Raw genomic sequence first — 24,106 nt, 5'->3', positions numbered from 1 at the left:
TTGCCTTAGAATAGTCCTTTATTATATTAAAATATAAATTAAACTGCTAGGTGTAGTAGATTTACGGATAATGTAAAGTATAGAGTTAGTGCAACCGCATCTACTATAGTTGTGATTAATGGGCTTGCCATAATAGCAGGATCTAATTTTAATTTTTTTGCTAAGATGGGTAGTATACCACCTACTATTTTAGCTACAACAACAGTACAGAATAAGCTTATACATACAGTGAAAGAAATTAAAAGGTTAATTTTTTCAAAATAATATATTCTTATAAAATTTACTATGGCAAGAACGGAACCTGTAATGATACTAACTCTTAGTTCTTTAAATATAACTTTAAATCCATCAGATAATTTTATATCTCCTAAGGCAAGACCTCTTATGATAAGAGTTGAAGATTGAGATCCGGCATTGCCGCCTGTATCCATTAACATTGGAATGAAGGAAGCAAGAATAACTACTGAGGATAGGACATCTTCGAATTTTCTTATAATGTTTCCTGTAAAAGTTGCTGAAATCATTAATACAAGAAGCCAAACTATTCTATGCTTAGAAAGAGTCCAAACACTGGTCTTTAAGTATTCTTCTTCATTTGGCTCCATAGCGGCCATTTTTTGGAAGTCTTCTGTGTTTTCTTGGTCTATAATATCTACTATATCATCTATGGTGATTATTCCAACTAATTTTTTTTCATTATCAGTAACTGGGATAGATAACAAGTCATACTTTTTAAATAGTTGAGCTACATTCTCTTGATCATCTAAAGTATTAACATGTATAAATTCAGTTTTCATTAAATTTTCTATTAGCATATTTTCATCACTTAAAATAAGTTTTCTTAAAGAAACAATACCTTCTAGCTCTCTGTTATCGCCTAAAACATAGCAAGTGTGAATAGTTTCCTTATCTATGCCTGTTTTCTTTATATGAGCAATAGCTTCATTTACAGACATATGCTTTTTTAAATCAGCAAATTCTATAGTCATTATACTTCCAGCTGAACTTTCAGGATATTTTAAGAATTGATTTATAATCTTACGAGTATTTTCATCTGTATTTTTTAAAACTTTTTTAACCACATTAGCAGGTAGTTCTTCTAGAAAGTCTATAGTATCATCAATGAATAAATCATCTATAATATTTGAAATTTCACTATCGGTAATAGAGTCAATTATAAATAGTCTTTCCTCGTGGTCTAGATAAGAAAATACATGTGCAGCTTTGTCTTTAGGAAGTACTCTAAAAATTTTAACTACAGATTCTTTATCCATTTCACCTAATAAAGTAGCTATATCTACTACATTCTTTTTTTCAAGAGTTTTTCTTGCATCAATGAATTTTTTTTCATTGATTAGTTTTATTGTGTTTTCCATTGTTACCCCTCCTATTAATTCAATACATTATGAACGTTCAAAATAAGTATTGACTAAAATTGAAAAATTATAATTTCTAGGTTGTAGTGGGTAAAAAGCAATGAAGACATAAAAAAGCATTAAACCTCATGTTTAATGCCTTGATAAATAACTATGTAATATTTCTATCTGTTTATGGACATAAAATTCTTAATGATAGATTTAACTTTGAAAAAGTTAAAGTAAAATTAAATTATGCCATAAAGAGGGTAAGAAGTTACATAGAGTTTTATTTTTGGATTAAACAATAAACTTATTAAATCTTCATTGTCAATATTACTACTACCATCGTCCATGCTTCTTACACCTCCTAAAGTTTATCAAATAAAAAAACCTCCGTAAACTAAAACGCAGGCAAATACTAATAATAGTATGTCTCGTTCAAGTTTTAGCTCTTCAAGGCAATGAAATTGCGTTAGATTAAGCCTTCTTTGTTCGGCAAAATCTGCTAACCAGTTAAGAGTGTTTCCACTCTTTTACGGTAGCAACCCGTATCCTTGTAGTAACCTCACCTACCGAGGTATATAAAATTTTCCACTAAATAATTATATTACTTTATTTAAAATAAGTCAACAGTAAAAGGTGAATTTTTTTAAATCATTTCATTTGATAAAATATAGGACTATTTATTTTAAAAGAAATAGTCCTATATTATGTATTATTGCATTTTTAGTTCTCAACGTGTAATAAGAATTTACTTGAAACCTTTATTCCAATAGCACCTAAAGGTGCAGTTATTAAAATGGATAATACAGATATTGCTAGAATAAAATCTCCAGAAACAACACCTAGAGACAGAGGTAAGGCCCCCATGGCTGCTTGAACTGTAGCTTTAGGTATATAGGAGATGACACAGAAAATCCTTTCCTTTACGTTTAAATTAGTACCTATAAGTGAAATTATAACTCCAATACTTCTACCTACTAGTCCTATAAAAATAATTATTATACCTATTGCGCCTGAGGTGAATGCTACAGATATGTTTACTTGAGCGCCCACTAAAACAAAGAGTAGAATTTCTGCAAATATCCATAATGTATTAAGTCCTTGAGAAAGGGGAGCAGCAACATTAGGAAGTTTCTCAGTAAGAACAAAGCCAATAGTCATAACACCTAAAAGGCTTGCAATTAATAATTTATCTTTAAAGATAGTTTCTAAGGTAGTTAAAAGTATAGAAATAGCTAGCACAATTAGTATCTTTTTTACATCATTAATACTACACTTTTTAAATAAATATATAATTACAAAGCCTAATATTAATCCTAGTACTATTCCTAATATTATGGAAAGTGGTATTTGTAAAAGTTGGGAAGCGATATTAACGTTCTTACCAGAATATAAGGCAAGAAAGCTAGTTAATATTGTAATTGCAAATACATCATCAATAGAAGCACCAGCTAATATTAAAGTAGGGATGCTCTTATTAGTGCCAATTTTTTTATCTATAAGGCTAATCATTTGAGGTACAACTACAGCAGGAGATACGGCAGCAATTATAAATCCAAGGATTCCTCCCTGGATAAAGGTGAATCCTAGTAATTTAGTAGAAATAAAGGCTATAAAAAAACCTTCTAATATTCCAGGTATACAACTCATTTTTATTGCAGGTTTTCCAATTTTCTTTAAATCGGACGTTTTTATACCCATCCCAGCTCTTAATAAGATAACAATAAGTGCTATTTTACGCAAATCAGAAGAGATATTTAGTAAATCTCCATGAACCAAATTAAATCCATAGGGACCTATAGTGATTCCTAAAATTAACATACCTAAAAGTCCAGGAAGTTTAATTTTTTCAAATATAAAGTTAGAAACAATAGCAAGTAATATAATAATTGCTATACTTGTAGCCATAAAATAGCCCTCCTTTTAAATTAAAGCTTTACAATGCCAAGATTAAGACCATAAATTATTAACACAAAATATTGAAAGAATTTATTTGGTGTTAATAATTTAGTTATTTTACACATAAAAATCTCCTACAGACATACTCATAGCGTTGTCTGTAGGAGTCATTAGCAATTGCGATTAAGGTGAACTCCATCACCATAAATTATATTTTGAGTATATCAATGTTTAAAAATAAAATCAATATTTAAAAGTATAAAATTTTATGGGAATTAAAATTTCGATATACGAAATTATTATAGAATTTCATAGAATATTATGATAACATAATAAATATAGAATAAATTTACATATATAAGGAGGAAATATTATGTTATTAGAAAAATTAATCAATGCCTTTGGTGTTAGTGGATATGAAAAAGACATAAGAAGCGTAATAAGAGAAGAGATTAAGGAGTTAGCAGATGAAATTACTGTAGACGCCCTTGGAAATTTAATAGTTTATAAATCAGGAGTTGGAGAAAATAAGAAGAAAATTATGGCCTCTGCTCACATGGATGAGATAGGATTTCAAGTTGTAAAAATAGAAGATAAGGGGAATATTAGAGTTAGAGCATTAGGTGGAATCCCGGTTATTGGTACATCTATGAATAGAGTTAAGTTTAGAAATGGAATAATTGGACTAGTAGCTAGCACAATTAAGGAAAAAGAATTAACCACAGATACTAAAAAATTGTATATCGATATTGGAGCTAGTAGTAAGGAAGAAGCAGAAAAATATCTTAAAGTTGGAGATGTAGCAGCATATGTTGGAGATTATGCAGAGCTTAAGGAAAACAATATAACAGGTAAAGCGCTAGATGATAGAATTGGATGCTATATATTAGTGGAAGCTTTAAAGAAAATCAATAAGCCGTATAATGATTTATACTTTGTATTTTCAACACAAGAAGAAGTTGGTCTTAGAGGAGCTACTGTTGCAGCTAATAGAATTAATCCAGACTTAGGAATAGCTCTAGATGTTACAACTGCGCATGATTTTCCTAATTGCCCAGAAGGTAGCAATAAAGTTGGGGAAGGAACTGCGATTAAGGTTTCAGATGGTTCAGTTATATGCAATGAATATTTAGTAGAAGAGATGGTCAATTGTGCTAAGGAAAATAACATTAAATATCAATTGGATGTTATTGATGGTGGTGGTACAGATGCAGGAGCTATCAATAAATCCAACTTTGGAGTTAGGGCCACAGGTATATCAGTAGCAACTAGATATGTACATGGACCTAATGCGTTACTAAGTATGGATGATACAAATGCATCCATAGATCTTTTAGTGAATTATGTAAATAGAGAATTTAACTTTGACGAAGAATAGAATTAAATATAAAGTTTAATTTACGATAGAATTAAATAAAGAGATGTTTGTTACAAACAATATAAGTATAAGAGGAGGAAAGCATATGTTAAACTTTACACTTTATAATCCAACTAAATTAGTATTTGGAGAAAGTACAATAGAAACTATAGGAGAACATTTAGTTAAGAGTGGAATTAGAAAGGTATTAATAGTATATGGAAAAGGCTCCATAATGAAAAATGGAGTTTATGATACTGTTGTAGAATCTTTAGAGAATAATAACATAGATTATATTAAATTATCAGGAGTTAAGCCTAATCCAGTATTATCAAAGGTTCAAGAAGGCATAAAGTTAGCTAAAGAAAATGAGGTAGATGGAGTTTTAGCTGTAGGTGGAGGAAGTGTAATAGATTCGTCTAAAGCTATAGCTGCGGGAGTATGCTATGAGGGCAATGTATGGGAGTTATTTGAAGGTAAAGGAAGTGTTAAAAAAGCACTACCTCTATTTACTATATTGACTCTATCAGCAACAGGATCTGAGATGAATTCAGGTGGTGTAGTAACTAATGAAGATGAAGGTAAAAAGTGGAGCTTTGGTTCACCTTTATTATATCCTAAAGTATCTATTTTAGATCCTTCAGTTCAAAGATCTCTTCCATCCAATCAAACGGCTAATGGAGCAATAGATGCTATAAGTCACGTATTTGAAGCTTATTATGGTGGAACAGAAAGTACTGATATGCTTGATGAACTTTCAGAAGGTATTATAAGAACTGTAATTACACATACTAGAGAGTTATTAAAAGATAGCAACAATTATAAATCACGAAGTGAACTTGCTTTTGCAGCAACTTTAGCCTTAAATGGATTGAATGGAGTTGGAAGGAAAGGTGATTGGGCATCTCATTCTATAGAACATTCTCTTTCAGTACTTAATGATATTGCCCATGGTTCAGGTCTTGCTATTATAATGCCAGCATGGATGAAATATGTTTATAAAGAAGATGCTAAGAAATTTGCGAAATTTGCATGTCATGTATTTACTATAAATGAAGGTAGTGACGAAGAAAAGGCCCTAAAAGGTATTGAGGCGCTGAGAGATTTCTATAAGGAGATAGGAGCACCTATAACTTTAAAAGAAGTGGGAGTTAAGAGAGAAGAATTAGATTTTATAGCTGATAATGCTGCAATCCTTGCACCTATTGGAACACTTAAACCTTTAAAAAGAGATGATATCTATAATATATTAGAAATTGCTTTTGAATAAGCTTATAAGAATACAATATTATTAACTTAAAGTAAACATCACATTAAATGAATCTTAGTTTATTTAATGTGATGTTTTTTATTTTATATTATAAAATATTTTAAAAGAATTATAAGTATATCAGAAGATAGTTTACAAAATTAAAGTATAATTTAATGTTAATAAATTTAATAATATACTAATTAAAGATATTTTATAAAAATAAAAAGGAATAGTAACGTATTTATAGAATATATAAGAAAAAATGGGGTATATTACTGGAGTTTGGGGGAGTAGATTAATGTTAGAAAGTTATAGGTATGTACAAAATGAAAATATAACGGTTTATTATATTGGAAATGATATGAGATTTGTAGTAGAAGTTAAAGAGGAAATACTTTATGCATATAAAGAATTAGAAAATTATTTTCATTTAATAGATAAAGGATTTTCTATAAGGGCTATTATAGCTATGAACAGAAGAGAATATAATTATATAAGTAAAATGATTTTAAAACTTAGGGGGAATAATGAATCTAAGAAAAGTCAAGTAGCTATTACATCTAAAAATGATCTGTTGATATTATCACCTTTTGCATATGAAGAAGAATCTACTTATACTTATGATGAGTATAAGCTTAAAAAAGTAATTTACAGTCAGGTAGTTCATATATTTCATGAATTTCTATCTTTAAATTCAGAAGTTTCATCTACATGGATAGGACAAGGAATAGCTATGTATTTATCTGGATTATGGAAAGAGGGTGAAGTAAAAAAAGTAATAAATGAAGCTATAAAGAAAGACATGATACCACAATTAAATGAAATTCAAGAAAATGAAAGTCTATATAAGATATGGGCATGGACTATAGTCAAGTATATAGAAGAAAACTATGGTAAGGAAACAATAAATAAAATTATAAGAAACTATGATGTAGATGATATTTTTAATATATTAAAGTGTTCTATTGATGACTTTGAAGTTCAATGGAAAATTTGGTTAAAGGACGAAAATAATCTATCATAGAAAATAAAGACCGTTTCAATTTAGAAACAGTCTTTACTTTTTATGTTCTAATTATTTTCTTTTTTCCCAAGTATATATGTAAGTATAAAACCAATTAAAAAAGTTATAATTGATAGCATTCCTGATAAATTAAAAGTAAAACCAGGATATACTGGAAAGACAGAACCTAAAATTAATCCACAAATAGCAAAATATGCAGGTTGAGGATATTTACTCATAAAGGATTCTATGAGCTTTGTCATAGTCAATATACCGACAAGAACACCCAAACCACCAGGAATAAGTAAAGGAATATTAAAGGTAGAAACTGCATTAGTAAAAGTAGTATATAGTCCAATAATCAAAAGTACTAAAGAACCACTTACCCCTGGAAGAATCATAGTGGCAGCTGCAATGAATCCTGCTAGGAATAGGGATATAAAAGATTTTACACTTAAACTAGTCATAGCTATAGTGCTAACTTCTACATCACTAAATATAGACATAATTACCATTAATGTGAAAGTTAAGAGAAACCAAAGATAATTTATTTTTTTTACTTTTCCCTTTGTTGCTCTTTTATATAGCATAGGAAATGAACCTAAAATCAATCCTATAAAAAAGAAATTGGTTGGCTCAGGGTGATTTGTTAATAGATTTGTAATTAATTTACTAAATAGTATTATACCTAAGCCTGCACCTATAGCTATTTCACCAAGAAAGAAAATATTTTTTTTCCAATCTTTAAAAAAGCTATTTACAGCAGATATAAGTTTATCATAAATACCTAGAACTACCGCCATAGTTCCTCCGCTAACACCAGGAATAACATTGGAGACACCAATAACCATTCCTTTTAAAATAACAAATATATTTTCCATACTTTATCTCCTCATATAATTAAATTTGTAGTTAATTTAAACTAAGGTTATAAATAACTACTCTAATTATATTGAGAACTCTTTTAATTTGCAAATTAATTATTTAAAAGTTAATAATATATTTATTTTTTGTTAATTTTAGGTTATTCGTGTTATAATGCAGATATGATGGATTATTTAAATTTTAATATTATTAAATCAACATAAAAACAAGCTTTATAAAGGAGCAAATCATATGTGGGATAGGTTTAGAATAGATAAAAAGTTAGATATAGATAGAAAGTATATAAATATTGGAGTTGTAGCTGTTATTGCTGGAATTGCCTTATTTATAGGCTATGAAATAGTAAGTAGAAGTGGTACTTTTATTAATATAATTAAAAATGCAATATTAGGATTTTTAAGTGTAATAAGACCCATAATAATAGGAGCTATAATTTCATATTTATTATTTCCTTTAGTAAGACGTATTGAAATCTTTATTAAGAAATGTGTTAGTGTAAAGGAAAATAATAAATTTAATTGGATATATAGAATTATAAGTATCGTATTAGTTTTTTTTATAATAATACTATCAGTAGTATTAATATTTAATTTTATAATTCCACCTCTTTTAGAGAATGCAAAATCATTAATAAATAATATTCCACAATATGAGAGTGTAGTAAGGAATGGAATAAATAACTTGAATTCGTATTTTGCTACTTTAGATATAAATTATCAGCAAATTAGTACTTATATTGATAAGGTAACAGCAGCATTTGCAGTTATTGGTCAAGAGATAGTTAATATAATTACAAATAGCATTTATGGATTTGGTTCATTTATGATAGATTTTGTTTTAAGTATAATATTTACATTTTATTTCTTAAAAGATAAAGAGATGTTATTTAAAACTATTAGGAGATTTGGGAGAGCTTTTATACCAGGAAAGTTAGGAACAGTACTTAAGCAATTTATTATAGATTTAGATGAAGTTGTAGGAGGATTTGTAAGAGGAGTTTTACTTGATGCCCTTATTGTAGGTATAGTTTCATCTATACTTATGTTAATGATTCATCATCCATTTGCTGTACTTGTTGGAGTAATTGCAGGTATAAGCAATGTAATTCCTTATATAGGACCCGCTATAGGAGCAGTAGTAGCATTTATATTGGGGATGTTTTCTAGTATTACACTTGGAATTTGGGGATTCATACTTTTAATTATATATCAACAAATTGATGGTAATATTATACAACCTAAGGTGGTAGGTGGTAGTGTAGGACTTCCAGCTGTTTGGACTTTAATTGCTTTAACCATTGGAGGAGGGTACGCAGGAGCTATTGGAATGATAGTGGCAGTACCTATTGCAGCTATACTAAGTGTATATGTTCACAGAATTTATAAAAAAAAGTCAATTATATAGTATAATAAAACTGATTTAGTTATGAATATAAGGTTAGGTACTGTAAATAGAAGCAAAAGAGAGGATAATAAGTATGGGAAAAATTTCAGCAGAAGAATTAAGGAGAAAAATGGATGGCAATGAGAAATTAGTTATACTAGATTTAAGAGATGAACAGGCTTACAGAGAAGGACATATAGAAGGGGCCATATTGATTTCTTTAAGTGATATTTCTCATGACATTGAAGATATAGTTCAGAATAAAGATGAAACTGTATGTGTATATTGCTATAGCGGCAATAAAAGTGCTAGAGCTGCAATGATGCTAGAATACTTAGATTATTCTAATGTGTGTGATTTAGGTGGTATTACAAATTGGAGTTATGATCTTAAAAAATAGCTTCAATTTATTTAAAGTAGCTAGTAAGTAAATAAAAATAATAATAATATAAAGGTGTATGAGAGCAATCTCTACACCTTTATATTATTTATAATTATTTTACCGAAATCTTCACTTTTCATCTTTATATTTTCTACATAAAAAATCGTTTTAGGATCATTAGCTATGGCACGAATAGAGAAATAAGGTGGAAGCCTAAATCCTTTATTTATATTAAGAGCACCTATTAATTGTTTAGCAATAGAATCACTACCAGAATTTCCAGATACTATTACAGCAAAGATGGATTTATTATAAAAGTTACATCTTCTATATAGTGCTGTAAGACGGTTTATTACAGCTGTTAAATTAGCTGCTATAGCATCGTTATAGTTAGGGCATAGCCAAATTACTGCATCACTTTCTTCAATGGCGGGAAGAACATTTTCTGTCATAATACCTCCATAGAAACAACCTTTTTTCTTTCCATAATGAAGACAAAGTTTATAAGGACATCCTATACAATCTAGCACTTCTCCTCTTTCAATTTGTATTTCATTAATTTGAAAATAATTAATATGATCAGATACTAGGTGCCATAGGTCTAAGGTATTAGATGATTTATGTGGACTAGAGTATATAACAGAAATCTTTCCACTTTGAAGAGTCTTAGGATTATCCTTTACAAGGCGATTGACTAGTTTCCTACAGAGATCATAACAAATATCATTCAATGACATATCCATAGTCTTTTGCCACGTTAAAAAATTTTTTAAAGAACTAGTGGCTTCTACTAGAGGATGGCCTATAAAAGCACATCCCATATTATTAGCAATATATACAATATCTTGAGCAAAACGTTTTGTACCATGGTCATCAATACTATATATAAGAATAGCACCGGTAGATCCAAGTAAGGTGTCTTTACCTTTCTCTAGAAGTTTTGATAGAAGGTTAATCATAGGGATATCAAAACCAACATCCTCAACCTGAGCTACAAAAAGTAATTTTTTATAGGATAAATCAGGAAGATTACATACATCATCTATTATTACATGATGTATATTTTTAAGTGAATGAGACACCATAGTATTCAATATAGGAGATGTATTTTTATTTGGTAATATCACATATAAAGTTTCTATTATTATCCCTCCTAACAAAGTATTATTAATAACATTTTTGTTATAAAAAATATTAGATATATAAACAGTTTATTCTTATTATTTTTTATTATACAATTCATTTAAAAGATTATAGGTATTTTTTAATCTATTCATTAATTCTAAAGGTAAATCTAATGTTTCGTTTTCTGTACATCCATTTAGAAATTTATTTTTGCACCCCATATAGGTACCACCAATAAAGTTTGAAGAATAGTGGAAGTTACCTTTAATTGTATCAAGGATGCTGAGAGCACCAGAAGATAGGGCTGGAGCTATATATGGTTTAAATCCGGTAGCACGAACTTCCAAATTTGCAGTTTTAGCCTTTTCAGTAAGAAAATCCGAGGCAGACTCATTGAAGTTTTCAATACTATTAGCAATTATTAATCCTTCACCATGGGGACCAAAAGCTCTACCTTCTTGTAAATAATTCGCAGTATCTTCCCTTAAACTACTATAATAAGCTGCTCTACCATTCATAACCCCCAATCCATATCCGCGAATCTGCTCTGGAGCAAGACCTTGAAAATCAAGGGTATTATCCTTATTTTTATTGCTATCAATAAAAAGAGATTTGCATAATAAATCTACAGGATCAGATACTACTGCAAAGATTCCTTTGAATTTTGCATCTCTTGCCATTTGTCCATATACTTTAAGGATTTTTCTGTTACCATCAAACTGAACAAGTCTTACATCTTTTTCTTCTTTTCCTATAGGAGGAATACCTACAGATACACAAAATACAAACATATCACAGTTGAACAAATCTTCTTCCCTTAAGGGAAGAATTTGTAGATTGTTTTCTTTACCATCGCAAGATAAAATTTGAGATAATTCAAGGTTAAGTCGATTCACTTTTTTAAAATCCTTATCATAAATACCTAAACTAGATATTACATCATTACCTAGAAGTTTAAGGCCGGTTAAAAGAGTTGCACCTACATCTCCTAAACCAACTACATTTACTTTCCACTTTAGAGGGGTAGAATAGACTATCACATCTAGAAAGTTTGGATAATTAGTATTTAAGGAAATAACTCTTTTTTCATTAATGGCATTTTTAAGCCAGATAGGTATTGTTTTATTTATTTTATAAGAGGAGTTAAGTATACTTAAATCCTCTTTTTCTAAAAACAAAAGATTTTCAGTAGAGACTATAAAGGATCTTCTAGAATTTTCACAATTTATAGAAGTTAAAGCAAAGATCTTACCAGTATAGTTTTTACAGAAATTTTCATCTGTAGAGATAAAGTCATCTCGTGTTATAAATTCATTAGTTATAATTAAATTATTATTAAATATATAGTAAAACATGTATAGTTCTCCTTTTATAGCATATTTTCAAGTCTGGTAAGTAGTTCTAAATCCTTTTCAACTAGGGCTGATGGAGTAGATGATAAATCATATTCAATTCCTTTTCCAATATCTGGACTTCGAGGAGTAGTTATAACTTCGCCTAGTGATGAAAGGGTTAGATTTCTCCCATATATGTTATGATATTCTCTTTCAAGTATTTTTAGTATTTCTATAGAATTTTCAAGACAAACCTTAGAAAAATTATAAACATTTTCGTGGGAAGTATTTTTTATAAATACTGGGTAAGTGTATGGTAATATACTATTAATTGATGGAATTAAGTTTCGTTTAGGAAATTCTCCTCTCCATATAGCATCTCCACCTAAAAATGGATATAAAGAATTCTCATTAAACCAAATTTTGAGTCTAGGTATGAAGTATACGCTAGAAACTTGCCTATTTTGCATATCCATTAAATCTTTTCCTCTACCAGAGAGAATACCACAGTGGATTTTTTTTACATTAATTTCTTGATTAATTAGTATAGGGTCTAAGGCTCTCATTCTATACCCCTTATGGAGAATGTTATCTACTAAAAAAATTGGTCGATTAAAGGACTTTATCATTTTCATCTGGTTATTTAAAGATAGGTAATAGGGAGATTCGCCTATAAAGAAGTTCTTCATATCACCACAATAATATTTTTCTGTATGAAGGGATTTGGTAACAGTATTTGGTACTAAATCTCTATCTAAAATATCACCATAAGGTACACACATAGCTTCACCATATTCCTTAGATGCTTTTACATAAGTAGAAATACTATTTTCATCACAAATATTTCTTATCATTTTTTGATGAAGTACTTCACTATTAAAGCAAAGTAAAAGTTCATTAGGATATAATTTTGAAAGAGCACCTTGCAATAATTTTCTTCTATAATTAATTACATTCTTAATTTTAGAGTTACTTCTAAAAGGTTCTTTTAAAATATTTTCTACATCTAAGTTCAAAATACATGGACTAGTCATATTAACTGCTAATACAGGAGACTCCTTATTTTCAGAGCCAATATTTACAAAACCTTGGGATAGCATTATTTCTACTAAGGTTGAGCTAGATAATGAACTATGGCATGGATTAAAAACAGCGTATTCATAATCTTTAGAAATAGCATAAGCTAAAGCCTCAGTTAAAATAATTTGCTCAAGAAATTTATATTTTTCTCTATCAGTAACATAAATTCCATCTATAAATATCATTCTTCCTGTAGATAGGGAACGAAGTGCTCTAGAAATATTCTCATCTTTAACTTCATCGTAAAGATTATTTGAACGAACCCAATGCATTGCGGCAATAGCTAGAATTTTACTTTTTTTAGAATCTTTAATCATTACTAGTTTAGGAGCTTCCTTATCTTTAAGTTCTGATAAGATAGATTTCATTTCATTACTAAGGTTTAAATGAGAAAATAATTTTAATATTATATTATCAGTAACTTCATCAACAAATTCAAAATCTAAGTGACTTTCATTTAGAGATAGCTTATCTAGGGGTTCTCGTTGGTAAAAACCATTTTCATTAATATATTGAGAAACTAAAGGATCTACTAAGGTTGAAATATCTCTATTTCTATCTATATAGTTTCTGATTTGACTAGAGCTTATGGTAGAGTATTTAGCTGGAAGTTTTAATACTTCTACAGTGCCATTTATGAGAGATTTAGCAGCTAAAAGTTTTTTTGAATTACCTCTTTCAAAAATTATGTGATTAAAAGTATGAATGGAATCCTCTTCCACAGGATTACGATAGCAAGAGGCATTTAAAAGTACATCGCTACCTGAAACAAAGAATATTTGAGAATCTGAAAATGATTCCTTAAGCATTCTTAAATCATCAGTATTAGATATATTCACTTGTATAGTTTCAGGGTATATATAAATATTAAATTCATCACAAATTGATAAATTAATTAATATTTTTCTTAAAAGATTAGGTAAGGTTTTTTTAGACCAAGAAAATTCATCCACGGCTAAGTATACTTCATAACCTAAATCACGAATTGCTTTAGAAATATTCTTATGTCCTAAAGAGAAAGGGTCAAAGGTACCAGGGAAAAATGCTATTTTCTTAGGTATATCTATAAGAATATCGCCATTTAAAAAAGTATAGTCTGCTATGAATCTATAGATGTGATTTAGAGCAGCTGCATTGGTTAGTAAAAGTAATCTATTATTGTCATCATTACCTACAAGAGTAAGAATTTTTTTAGCTACTAATTTGAAAACATATAACTTATCATTTATAGAAATTGTTGAACTTCCAAATATATCCTTGCCAAGAGTGATTATGGCTGCTTGTTTAACCTTATCCTTATAATCACCTATACCATTTAAAATAATAGATAACATTGATTTTAATCTTTCATTATAAATTTTTTCATTTTCATTATAACGAGATTTATATACATCATAGTTAGACAAGGAGATTCCTATAGCTTTAAGAATTAGTATCTTAACATCTTCATTTGAAGTTTTGATTTTGCTTTTTAAATCATCAATAATTTCATCTAATTCATTAGGTGCTAGCCATAAGATTATCTGACCTAAGAAAGGTGATATATATTCTGTGAATTTCTGGCCTTCAATTTCTAGTCCACGTAAAAGCTCTATAGCTACTTCATTTCTTTCTGAATCATTTAGGTTAGGCATAATTTTAAGTATTGAAGAGCCTGCACTATTTCTAACACTTTCCATAGCACTAACTTTTAACATATTACAAAAGTGAATGCAAGTATGAAGTCCTGTAGTTGGCGCAATATAGAGTGTATAATTAAGAAGTATATCTATCTGATGTTTTTTTACTACCCAATTAGTAGCTGTTTTTAAGTTGCTAAGGAGGATATCTGGGATTTTATTATAATCTTCTTTACAGTAAGTTTTAAAAAGAAATATATGGTCATCCATATTAAGAGTTGTGAAAATTTTTAAGTATAAATAATTTTCAGATGAATTTTTCCTTCTAGTTTTAATTTCTCCAAGATTTTTAATCATATAATCAAGTATAGAATGAGTAGGTGGTATTTTAGGAATTATATCGTTTAAACTTTCAAGAGCAGCTAATCTTATAACTACATTTCTTTTTTTTACTTTATCAATAATGAATTCTATGAGTGAATCTAAAGTTTCATCATAGGACTCAAAAGATATATACTTTGCGGTATAGAGTAAATACAGCTGAGTTTCAAAAGAAGTTATGTTTTGAGACATATAATGTTTCAAGAGAATACTTCTATATATTTTCATAAAAATTTTTCTGGAATTTATAAAAACAGAGTTAACCATGATTTTAGTATTATAGCCAATCCAGTTTTTATGAGCATTTACTAGTTTACCGCTAGGATAAAGCATTAATGAAATATACTCTTCAAATAATTGATAACTATTTATGTTAGGTTTATCTATAGATACGTTTTTAGGTAATTCTTTACTATAATCTTCATCAAAAATAGCTATTAATTTTCCTATTAGATATGCACAGTGACGGCGAATGTCATCTTCTCTATGAGCTAAATTGTCATAAAGAAATTCTAGAGTTTGTAGCTTTTGTTTTTGAGTAAAGTAAGTACAATATTCTTCTAATACTCTTATATATTGGCGAAGATTTTTCCAGTTATTCTCACTTCGAGCCTGTTCTAATATAGTATTTAACGAATATTCATCACGTAATAAGTACATAAGATTTATATTGTGATTTATTGCTAAATGTTTCATACTATCAGTTATTTCTTTTCCTCTAAGCAAAGAATATATTGGAGGGTTTGCAGAAGTTAAATTGTCTTCTTTAAAATCTAAATCAACATTTACACCAATACTCTTTATGTAATCTTCGAAGTCTTTTAACTTGCCATATACTTTTTTATAACGAGATTCCTTTTTAGCATCAACATTTTCTAGTTTTTGAAGAATTACTTTAAAAGAGTTTTCTAAAGAAAAAATATGCATAGTAGGATATGAATTAGTAAATACATTTTTAACTCTAAAATCACAATAGATGAGTATTAATGATTCTAAAGATAGATTTTCAAGTTCTAAATCCCAAGTAGAATGATTTATAGCGATATTTCTAATATAATTTATATTGTGGTTTCTAAACCATTGGTCTGTGTAATAGTAGTGGAGATGTGGAACGCGTTTTAGCTCTTCACCTTTACATCCATATTTTCCAATGTCATGTCCGGCAGCAGCTCCAGAGACTCTTCCTAAATCTATAGGTAACCCTTTAGTTTTAAGTTGGCGTGCTAAAAACATAGCTAGGTAATGTACACCACAGATGTGATCTAAAGTATTATACTTAAATATTTCTCCATTAAGCTTCATCATTTCATATACATAGTCACGGTCAAAGGCTTTAATGAATTTTAAATATTCATCTTTTCTTTCTAGTTCTTCAATTTCACTATCTGTTAAAGTTATTAAAGGATAGTTTGCTTGCCAACAATCTGAATCAGATATGGATTTTTCTATATTACATAGAACCTTATAAATTCTAAGGAATATTTCACATCCTGAAGTTAATTTTGAATCTAATTCTATAGTTACTGCATCTTTAAAATTCTTGCTTAAGGCATAATTATATAAATATACTAACCATTCATTAGGACCATCTTCATATAAATCATTTAATAAAGGAGTACATAGATAAAGAACTTTAGATGGAGAAAAATCTTTTTCCACTAAAATGTCTTGGAGTGTGTATAAAAAAACTGGTGAGTTTATATGCTTATCAAGAAATTTTTGTGATATATTTTCAGATTTTAAGAAATGAGAGTTATAAAGCTTTCTTAAAATTTTTTTCTTTATTTCTTTTAATTGTAAAATTTCCATAGAGACCTCCTAAACATCAATATATAACATGTATAAAACATATTTCTTATAAATATTTTATCATTTAAACTGCATTTATCCTAATAAATATACTATAATAATAATCTAAATAATATATTCATAAAATCTAATTATTTATTATAAAAGAGAAATAAGAAAGAATTAAATGAAAAACTTTTATTTTATCTTATTTTTATATATAATCTATTTATGATGTTTTTAGGAGGATCTATGATAGAATTAATAAAAAAAGTGGATATAACACTATTGCAGTTTATAAATAAAAAATTACGATGCAAGTTTTTAGATAAAATTATGCCATATATAACATTTTTAGGATCTGCCACATTTTGTATGGTTTTTGTTGTGATGACTGTTATGTCTAAAAGTAAAGAAATTAAGAACCTAGGATTTCTAGCATCTTTATCAATTATTACTTCTGGCGGTATTACTCACTTTTTAAAGAGAGTAAAAAATAGGATACGACCATATATAAAGTTTCCAACGCTAAACATAAAGAAGATAGGTGTAGATGATTATTCCTTTCCATCGGGTCACACCACTGCAGCTTTTTCAATTGGAGTTAGTATTGCACTAAGCTTTACTGGATTAGCAGTAGTATCTATAGTAATTGCTAGTCTTGTGGGATTTTCAAGGGTTTATCTTGGTGTACATTATCCAACAGATGTAGGTGCAGGAGTTGTAGTTGGAACTTTGAGTGCCCTTTGTATGCATATGATAGTATAATAATTAGGAAAGAGATAAGAATTTAATTTAGATTCTTATCTCTTTATTACATCATAGATTATTCTTAAAGAATTAATGGATAGTCAATATTTCATCAATTACCCTTCCATCACATTTTGGAAATTTAATACCTAAAACTTTTGAGAGGGTAGGGGCTATGTCCACTAAATTCATATTATTCATAAAAAAGTTTTCTTTAAACTCTTCACCACATCCAATAAAGAGAGTATGGATATCAGGACTATTAGGATGATAACCATGATTTCCGTTAGATTTTCCCTCTTTAGGAGTGGTTGAAGTCACTATAGTACCATTAAATTTATCTATAAAAATAAAACCTCTTTTAGCTTCAATCATAAATGTAGCCTTAGGATCACCACCTAAATCTATTATCTCATCATTTCTATATATCTTTGCAATTCCCTTAGATTCATCAAGAGATAAGGCTTTTAAAATATTATAAACTTTTGAGGAGAGATTTTTATTAAAGTCATCCTTAACATATACATAGGCACTTCCATCACAAGATTTTACATATACTCTCCAAGAATTAAGTCTGTTATCATCACCCATGCTTATTAACCCTTGATTTTTAAATAGGGTGTTTAAGGTAATAACTTTATTAAAGTCTTGAAATCCATGATCACCTAAAATAACTATAGAAGAATTATTATATATACCAGCTTCTTTCAGAGCTTTTATTACATCAGCTAATCTTCCATCATGGCGATGAAGTGAATCTACAGCTTCTTTAGAATCAGTACCATAACCATGACGTTGACTGTCTAGGTCTAAGAGATGTAGTAAAAGTAAGTTAGGTTTATACTTTTTAATGGTTTCTATAGCACAAGCAGTAGCAAAATTATCTAAGTTAGGCTCCTTTATACCATCAAGGAGATGTTTGAATTTTCTGTTTAAATTGAATTGGTATATAGGGCTTCCACCTAGAAGTGATGCCATTTCTTGAGATATATATTTATTGTTAGAGAAAATTTCAGGCATATTATATTTTATAGAAGATTTACCAGTAACAGGCCAAAATATAGATCCTACAGTAAGCCCTCTACTTTTTGCCATATCATATAGTGTTGGACCATTTACATATTTTCTGAACCAAAACCAATCTGGAGCAGCTTTTTCAGGTTCTAATAATTTATTGTTTACAACCCCATGGTTTTTAGGATACTTACCTGTAACTATGGTAGTGTGAGCTGGATATGTTAATGATGGATATATAGATTTAACATTTCTAACTACTGACCCCTTTTGAATGCATTGTGAAAAAGTTGGTAAGTTACTTATTATATCAAAATCAGCTGCTTTTAATCCATCAATTGAAATAACAACCAAGTGCTTATTTGTTAAATTATTCATAACTTATTCTCCTTAACTTTATGTTATATATAAATTATGATATACTAATTTTGTTATTAAATCTACATAGTAAGATAATATAAATAAGGAATAAAGAAGAAAAGTGGCGTAAGAAGGTGTAATTTTGGAGCTAAATTATAAAGAACAATTCACTATAAAGTTTCATGAAGGAGACTTTAAGGGAAATGTTAAATTATTTACAATAATGGATTATGTTCAACAAGTTTCAGAAAGTCATTCTCAAATTTTGGGGGTGGATTTTCAGTCTATGATGAATAAAGGATTATTTTGGGTAGTATCTAGAGTTGAAATTACAATGGAAAGATATCCTAAGGTTGGAGAAGATATAACAGTAGAAACTTGTTTAGGTGGCCGTGAAAAAGTTTTTATGAAAAGAAGATTTAAGATTAAGGATAAGGATGGACAAGTTATTGGTAGAGTTTTGATATATTATTTAATTGTAGATATTGAAACTAGACTTCCACAAAAGCCGTCCATGTGCCCAGTAGATATAAATATTAATGTAGGGGATGTCATTGATAATAAGCTTAACAAGATAAAGATGCCAGGTGAGGCTATAGAAACTGTCAATAGGAAGTTATATTACAATGATATAGATATAAATAATCATGTTAATAATGCTAAATATATTTCTTTTATAGAAGATTTCTTTTCTTTAGATTGGCATAGAGTAAAGAAAATATCTTATATGCAACTTAACTTTATTAAGGAAATTAAATTTGATGATTCGTTAATAATGAATAAATTTATTGAGGATAAAGAAAGTAATAGTTTTTGCATTAATGGAATTTCAGAAATTTCAGAACAAGAATTTTTTCAATGTAGGTTAAAGTTTTAAACAAATGTGTATTGAAAAGTCATTAAGATAAAGGTATCTAAATAATAAAATTTTTAGATACCTTTTATTTTAAGAAATAACTAATATAGTATAAATAAAAAACTGTAAAGGAATACATAATGTAAGAATATAATTTATTAAAGTGAAAATTAAATTTAGAAAACAATCACATATAAAATTTAATTTAAAAATATTTATAAATATGAAATAAAAAGTGAAAAAATTTACGAATAATAACCATTGACATTAATGGGTAAATAATTCATAATAAATATGGAATATTCATAAAAGATTTAAAATTTAAAATAAGGGGGAGCAATAATTGACGCATAAGAAGGGTTTGAAAAAGGCCGTTAGCAAAGAAGGTATTATATTTCTAATTTTATTTTTAGGTTTTTTCATAGGTATGGGAAGCGTTATGGGAACCATAAATATGTTTAATACCCTAATGGAAACTGCGTATAGCTTATTAATGAAAACAGTTTTTTATATAATGGCTATTGCGGTATTGGCAGGAGCTATATCTGCACTTCTATCAGAATTTGGAGTGGTATCTTTAATTAACAAATTGTTATCACCATTAATGAAGCCACTTTATGATTTGCCTGGTGCTAGTGCTATAGGAGTTTTAACCACCTATCTGTCTGATAATCCTGCTATACTTACTTTAGCAGATGATAAAGGATTTAGAAGATATTTTAAAAAATATCAGTTGCCAGCTTTAACTAATTTAGGAACAGCCTTTGGAATGGGGTTGATTATTACTACCTATATGATGGGACAAAAGTCACCTATAGGAGAAAGTTTTATACTGCCAGCTATAATAGGTAATGTAGGAGCTGTAATAGGAAGTATTATAAGTACTAGATTAATGCTTAGACAAACCGCGAAAATTTATGGAAAAGAAGAAATGTGTGTACAAGACAATGATACTGGTTTTGACATGATGAACTATAGAGAAATTAGAGATGGAAGTGTTGGAGAAAGATTTATTGGTGCTATGCTTGAAGGAGGAGCTTCAGGAGTACAAATGGGACTTGCTATAATTCCAGGAGTTTTAATAATTTGTACTTTAGTTTTAATGCTTACTAATGGACCATCTGCATCTGGAGCTTACACTGGAGCTGCATCAGAAGGTATCGCACTCTTACCTTGGATTGGGGAAAAACTACAATTTATATTAGTTCCGTTATTTGGTTTCCAAAGTCCTGAAGCTATAGCTTTCCCGATAACATCTTTAGGGGCAGCAGGAGCTGCAATTGGTTTAGTACCGGAAATGTTACAAAATGGATTAATAGGTGGTAATGAAATTGCAGTATTTACAGCTATGGGGATGTGTTGGAGTGGATATTTAAGTACTCACGTTGCGATGATGGATGGTTTAAAGTGTAGAGAATTAACAGGTAAAGCTATTGTTAGTCATACCTTTGGTGGATTAATAGCAGGTATGTCAGCTCACTTTATATATTTACTTATATCAAAATTCATATAAAAATAAAAACCACCTTTTTAGAGTGGTTTTTATTTTTATTATAATGGACATACATATGCATTTATATGCGCTTCAATGGGTTGATTAGTGGAATTTAAATAATTATTTAATATACCAGTCCTTAAGCCTTCACTACATATAATAATGTTATAGAAGTTACAATGGTTTACAATATGAGTTATTATTTCACATCCACCTAATATAATATCAGCACGTTTTTTTGAAAGACCTTGTAAGTTTTCTCTCTCTTTTAAACTTATAACTTTAAGGCTTTCACAAAGAGTTTTTAGTTCATGAGGGTTGGAAAATTCTATTGTGTTAGTAGATGAACATGAATTTGTTAAATAATTAGAATATATCTTTCCGAGATTCTTAAAAGTTCCGCCAATGCCAACTAAAGAGCTTCCATAAAAGCTTTCAATCCAAGGTATATTAGAAAATAGCTTATAGAAAAAGTCCTCGTTGTAGTCACAGCTCAAGTATCTGCCACGCTTATTAACTTTTATTTTCTCAGTTATGTTTATAGAACCTAGAGGAATACTAGTGTAATTTGTAAATTTACCCTCTTCTACAAAAATTAATTCTGTACTATTTCCACCAGTGTCCATTATTATACCTTTATCTAGATTACAAGTAGAAAAAACTCCAAGGTAAGATAAATAGGCTTCTTCTTTAGGTGATAAAACCTGAACTAAAATTCCAGTATGAGCTTTTATTAAATCAAGAACATAGTTACTATTTTCAGCTACTCTTAAAGCTTCCGTAGCTACACATATGATTTTAGAAACTTTATTTATAATACAAGAACGTAAAAATTTTTTTAAAACTGTTATTACATGAATGGTTTTTTCAGAACTTACAATTTTATTGGTAGCTAAGGTAGCTCCAAGTCTTAAATGTTCTTTATCTTCATCTATAATCTTTGGATTGGACTTATCATCTATATTAACAATTAGTAGGTGAACCGTATTTGAACCAATATCTATAATAGCAATAATATTCATAATACTTGATACCTCCCCAAAAAACTCTTTTATTATTTATACGATAAAAATAATAAAATATCACATAATAAATATATTAGACTATTGAAATTTAAAGAAAGAGTTTTTAAAGAAGATATGATAAGAAAAAAATATTAAGGCTATGTATAAGAAAAAATCTACAGAGCTAAAATTTCTAATAAATTTCACATAGCCATAATATTTACTAAGTTGCAGTTTCAATGAGAAGTATATTGCTAGGAATATTTGCTTTTACTTCAAAAGTTTCATTGGAAATATAAGCGCTGTCAGAGCCTGTTAAGGTAATATTATCAGAATTACTTGCACAAATTTCAGTTTCTCCATAACATTGAAATAAATAGCCTTGTCTATCTTTGTTAATTGTAAAAGTTAAATCCTTGTTAGGATGTAGTAATGCAAAATAAATATTGATATCACAATTAGATTTAATAGGAGCCAGACCATTTAAAGGACTAATAGCATATATCCACTGATTTTCAATAGAATTTTTAAAGTCATATTTATTTAATATAGGAGATTTACTATTCTTTTTTTGAATATAAGAGTTATTATTGGTGTATAAGGTTATTTCAATAATATCTAGAAAATCAATACCACTATTAAAAATATCATAAGTTATCCCATCCATAGAATTAATATAAAGAAAATTTCCAGATGAAAGGGTTTCTAAATTTCCTATGTTATCGCTATATAGTAATTCACCGGAGATTACATACATAATAAATTCTTCTCCTATTTTAAAATTATTATGAGTTCCACTTCTAGGAACTAAGGTAATATTTTTTAGTTCTTTGATGCAAAGTTCTGAATCCATATTTTCAATAGAAGTAGAAAGATTAGAAGTAGTTTTTAAATAAGAAAAATCTTCTTCTTGATTATAAGTAACAATTCTTCTATTAATCAAAATATTACCTCCCACTATATAATTAAATGTTTATATGATCAAATAATTTTAATAAATATAAAATTATTCTACGATATTAGTATTTGCAGTTTTTATAATTTAATAGTAGGTATGTTTTTCACCTACTATTAAATAAATTAATAAGTGGGAATAAATTAGATAATAAAAGAATATATGATAAGATGATATTTATTGTTTAAAATGTGGTAATATAGTAATATAAAAAACTTAAAATGACTTTGGGGGGAATAATTAGTGATAAAATTTCTTAAAGAATGGATAATACCAGCATTAATTGCTATAATTTTAGGATTTTTAATAAATAAGTTTATTTTTTTCAATGTAAATGTTCCAACTAAATCTATGTATCCCACTATTACACCAGGAGATAGAATATTTTCATTGAGAACTTATAAACCATCATCTATTAAAAGAGGAGATATTTTAGTATTTCATTCTGATGAGCTAAATAAAGACTTGATTAAAAGAGTAGTAGGTCTTCCAGGAGAGAATGTAGAAATTCAATCAGATGGAAGTGTATATATAAATGGTGAGTTTCTAGAGGAGAGTTATGTAAGTAGTTTTAGTGATACTACAGGTTCTTTTAATGTACCAGAAGGTTGTTATTTATTTTTGGGAGATAATAGAGGAAATTCTATTGATGCACGATTATGGGAAAATCCTTATATATCTTTTGAAGACATACAGGGAGAAGGAAAATTTATTATATTTCCTTTTGATAGGTTTGGTAAACTAAAATAGTGTATAAGTAAGTAAAATGTTAAAGAAGTATTGAAGTGGTGAAATTTATTTCACCATTTTTTTATTTTAATTT

18 protein-coding genes and 2 riboswitches are annotated in these 24,106 nt (G+C 28.4%); of the genes, 9 read left to right on the top strand and 9 right to left on the bottom strand.

All coding sequences use genetic code 11. The features are described 5' to 3' along the window. Nucleotides 1–38: 38 nt before the first annotated feature. Nucleotides 39–1,376 (bottom strand): magnesium transporter, encoded by a 1,338-nt coding sequence (gene mgtE, locus B2P65_RS18040; RefSeq protein WP_346848919.1) that lies wholly within the window; start codon nucleotides 1,374–1,376, stop codon nucleotides 39–41. A gap of 406 nt (nucleotides 1,377–1,782) precedes the next feature. Then, nucleotides 1,783–1,942: riboswitch (M-box (ykoK) riboswitch) on the bottom strand. A gap of 142 nt (nucleotides 1,943–2,084) precedes the next feature. Beyond that, nucleotides 2,085–3,269 (bottom strand): cation:proton antiporter, encoded by a 1,185-nt coding sequence (locus B2P65_RS18035; RefSeq protein ID WP_346848920.1) that lies wholly within the window; start codon nucleotides 3,267–3,269, stop codon nucleotides 2,085–2,087. Between the two features lie 145 nt (nucleotides 3,270–3,414). Next, a riboswitch (Fluoride riboswitch) is annotated at nucleotides 3,415–3,472 on the bottom strand. A gap of 161 nt (nucleotides 3,473–3,633) precedes the next feature. Between B2P65_RS18035 and B2P65_RS18030 the strand changes: the two genes are divergently transcribed. The 3 genes from B2P65_RS18030 (at nucleotide 3,634) to B2P65_RS18020 (ending at nucleotide 6,893) form a co-directional block, all read left to right on the top strand. Continuing rightward, nucleotides 3,634–4,638 carry a M42 family metallopeptidase gene (locus B2P65_RS18030; RefSeq protein WP_346878372.1) on the top strand — a complete coding sequence of 335 codons (1,005 nt, stop codon included), beginning with the start codon at nucleotides 3,634–3,636 and terminating at the stop codon, nucleotides 4,636–4,638. 85 nt (nucleotides 4,639–4,723) lie between these two features. Beyond that, nucleotides 4,724–5,887, top strand: a complete 1,164-nt coding sequence (locus B2P65_RS18025) for an iron-containing alcohol dehydrogenase (protein ID WP_346848922.1) — start codon at nucleotides 4,724–4,726, stop codon at nucleotides 5,885–5,887. A gap of 280 nt (nucleotides 5,888–6,167) precedes the next feature. Further along, nucleotides 6,168–6,893 carry a hypothetical protein gene (locus B2P65_RS18020; protein ID WP_346878373.1) on the top strand — a complete coding sequence of 242 codons (726 nt, stop codon included), beginning with the start codon at nucleotides 6,168–6,170 and terminating at the stop codon, nucleotides 6,891–6,893. 47 nt (nucleotides 6,894–6,940) lie between these two features. On the opposite strand, the gene B2P65_RS18015 is transcribed toward B2P65_RS18020, so the two are convergent. After that, on the bottom strand, nucleotides 6,941–7,753 hold the full coding sequence (locus B2P65_RS18015) for a DUF368 domain-containing protein (protein ID WP_346848924.1): 813 nt from the start codon (nucleotides 7,751–7,753) through the stop codon (nucleotides 6,941–6,943). Between the two features lie 235 nt (nucleotides 7,754–7,988). Between B2P65_RS18015 and B2P65_RS18010 the strand changes: the two genes are divergently transcribed. Both B2P65_RS18010 and B2P65_RS18005 read left to right on the top strand, forming a co-directional pair. Further along, the gene (locus tag B2P65_RS18010; RefSeq protein ID WP_346848925.1) at nucleotides 7,989–9,161 is read left to right on the top strand and encodes an AI-2E family transporter; all 1,173 of its coding nucleotides are present in this window, start codon (nucleotides 7,989–7,991) and stop codon (nucleotides 9,159–9,161) included. 73 nt (nucleotides 9,162–9,234) lie between these two features. Beyond that, nucleotides 9,235–9,540, top strand: a complete 306-nt coding sequence (locus B2P65_RS18005) for a rhodanese-like domain-containing protein (RefSeq protein WP_051824021.1) — start codon at nucleotides 9,235–9,237, stop codon at nucleotides 9,538–9,540. 71 nt (nucleotides 9,541–9,611) lie between these two features. Here the strand turns inward: B2P65_RS18005 and B2P65_RS18000 are convergent, their stop codons facing one another. From B2P65_RS18000 to B2P65_RS17990, 3 genes are all read right to left on the bottom strand, one after another. Beyond that, entirely contained in the window at nucleotides 9,612–10,664 is a 1,053-nt protein-coding gene (locus tag B2P65_RS18000; RefSeq protein WP_346848997.1) for a flavodoxin family protein, read from the bottom strand. Nucleotides 10,665–10,742: 78 nt separating this feature from the next. Then, nucleotides 10,743–12,002 carry a lactate/malate family dehydrogenase gene (locus B2P65_RS17995; protein WP_346848926.1) on the bottom strand — a complete coding sequence of 420 codons (1,260 nt, stop codon included), beginning with the start codon at nucleotides 12,000–12,002 and terminating at the stop codon, nucleotides 10,743–10,745. A 14-nt stretch (nucleotides 12,003–12,016) separates the two neighbouring features. Next, nucleotides 12,017–16,870 carry a cytidyltransferase gene (locus tag B2P65_RS17990; RefSeq protein WP_346877857.1) on the bottom strand — a complete coding sequence of 1,618 codons (4,854 nt, stop codon included), beginning with the start codon at nucleotides 16,868–16,870 and terminating at the stop codon, nucleotides 12,017–12,019. A 231-nt stretch (nucleotides 16,871–17,101) separates the two neighbouring features. On the opposite strand from B2P65_RS17990, the gene B2P65_RS17985 reads away from it, so the two are divergent. After that, nucleotides 17,102–17,617, top strand: coding sequence for a phosphatase PAP2 family protein (locus B2P65_RS17985; protein WP_346848928.1), 516 nt, complete (start codon nucleotides 17,102–17,104; stop codon nucleotides 17,615–17,617). A 72-nt stretch (nucleotides 17,618–17,689) separates the two neighbouring features. Here B2P65_RS17985 and B2P65_RS17980 read toward each other — a convergent pair whose 3' ends face one another. Beyond that, nucleotides 17,690–18,991 (bottom strand): ectonucleotide pyrophosphatase/phosphodiesterase, encoded by a 1,302-nt coding sequence (locus tag B2P65_RS17980; RefSeq protein ID WP_346848929.1) that lies wholly within the window; start codon nucleotides 18,989–18,991, stop codon nucleotides 17,690–17,692. 124 nt (nucleotides 18,992–19,115) lie between these two features. Between B2P65_RS17980 and B2P65_RS17975 the strand changes: the two genes are divergently transcribed. After that, complete coding sequence (locus tag B2P65_RS17975; RefSeq protein ID WP_346848930.1) at nucleotides 19,116–19,850, top strand: acyl-[acyl-carrier-protein] thioesterase; 735 nt, start codon at nucleotides 19,116–19,118, stop codon at nucleotides 19,848–19,850. Nucleotides 19,851–20,172: 322 nt separating this feature from the next. Continuing rightward, on the top strand, nucleotides 20,173–21,342 hold the full coding sequence (locus B2P65_RS17970; RefSeq protein ID WP_346848931.1) for a CD0519/CD1768 family membrane protein: 1,170 nt from the start codon (nucleotides 20,173–20,175) through the stop codon (nucleotides 21,340–21,342). Nucleotides 21,343–21,380: 38 nt separating this feature from the next. Here B2P65_RS17970 and B2P65_RS17965 read toward each other — a convergent pair whose 3' ends face one another. Together B2P65_RS17965 and B2P65_RS17960 are read right to left on the bottom strand one after the other, a co-directional pair. After that, on the bottom strand, nucleotides 21,381–22,346 hold the full coding sequence (locus B2P65_RS17965) for a hypothetical protein (RefSeq protein WP_346880654.1): 966 nt from the start codon (nucleotides 22,344–22,346) through the stop codon (nucleotides 21,381–21,383). 205 nt (nucleotides 22,347–22,551) lie between these two features. Continuing rightward, the gene (locus B2P65_RS17960; RefSeq protein ID WP_346878375.1) at nucleotides 22,552–23,271 is read right to left on the bottom strand and encodes a hypothetical protein; all 720 of its coding nucleotides are present in this window, start codon (nucleotides 23,269–23,271) and stop codon (nucleotides 22,552–22,554) included. A 255-nt stretch (nucleotides 23,272–23,526) separates the two neighbouring features. Here B2P65_RS17960 and lepB point away from each other — a divergent pair, with 255 nt between their 5' ends. After that, nucleotides 23,527–24,033, top strand: a complete 507-nt coding sequence (lepB, locus tag B2P65_RS17955) for a signal peptidase I (protein WP_346848934.1) — start codon at nucleotides 23,527–23,529, stop codon at nucleotides 24,031–24,033. Nucleotides 24,034–24,106 lie beyond the last annotated feature (73 nt).

The organism is Clostridium sp. UBA3061, from assembly GCF_002367465.1.
GTDB lineage: Bacteria > Bacillota > Clostridia > Clostridiales > Clostridiaceae > Clostridium_J > Clostridium_J sulfidigenes.
Note: the sequence above shows the minus strand (reverse complement) of the source record. Positions and strands in the feature narration are given on the sequence as shown.

Bases quoted from the DNA above. Each gene is read 5' to 3' on its own strand.
- mgtE (WP_346848919.1), bottom strand. From the start codon at position 1,376: ATGGAAAACACAATAAAACTAATCAATGAAAAAAAATTCATTGATGCA.
- B2P65_RS18035 (WP_346848920.1), bottom strand. From the start codon at position 3,269: ATGGCTACAAGTATAGCAATTATTATATTACTTGCTATTGTTTCTAAC.
- B2P65_RS18030 (WP_346878372.1), top strand. From the start codon at position 3,634: ATGTTATTAGAAAAATTAATCAATGCCTTTGGTGTTAGTGGATATGAA.
- B2P65_RS18025 (WP_346848922.1), top strand. From the start codon at position 4,724: ATGTTAAACTTTACACTTTATAATCCAACTAAATTAGTATTTGGAGAA.
- B2P65_RS18020 (WP_346878373.1), top strand. From the start codon at position 6,168: ATGTTAGAAAGTTATAGGTATGTACAAAATGAAAATATAACGGTTTAT.
- B2P65_RS18015 (WP_346848924.1), bottom strand. From the start codon at position 7,753: ATGGAAAATATATTTGTTATTTTAAAAGGAATGGTTATTGGTGTCTCC.
- B2P65_RS18010 (WP_346848925.1), top strand. From the start codon at position 7,989: ATGTGGGATAGGTTTAGAATAGATAAAAAGTTAGATATAGATAGAAAG.
- B2P65_RS18005 (WP_051824021.1), top strand. From the start codon at position 9,235: ATGGGAAAAATTTCAGCAGAAGAATTAAGGAGAAAAATGGATGGCAAT.
- B2P65_RS17995 (WP_346848926.1), bottom strand. From the start codon at position 12,002: ATGTTTTACTATATATTTAATAATAATTTAATTATAACTAATGAATTT.
- B2P65_RS17990 (WP_346877857.1), bottom strand. From the start codon at position 16,870: ATGGAAATTTTACAATTAAAAGAAATAAAGAAAAAAATTTTAAGAAAG.
- B2P65_RS17985 (WP_346848928.1), top strand. From the start codon at position 17,102: ATGATAGAATTAATAAAAAAAGTGGATATAACACTATTGCAGTTTATA.
- B2P65_RS17980 (WP_346848929.1), bottom strand. From the start codon at position 18,991: ATGAATAATTTAACAAATAAGCACTTGGTTGTTATTTCAATTGATGGA.
- B2P65_RS17965 (WP_346880654.1), bottom strand. From the start codon at position 22,346: ATGAATATTATTGCTATTATAGATATTGGTTCAAATACGGTTCACCTA.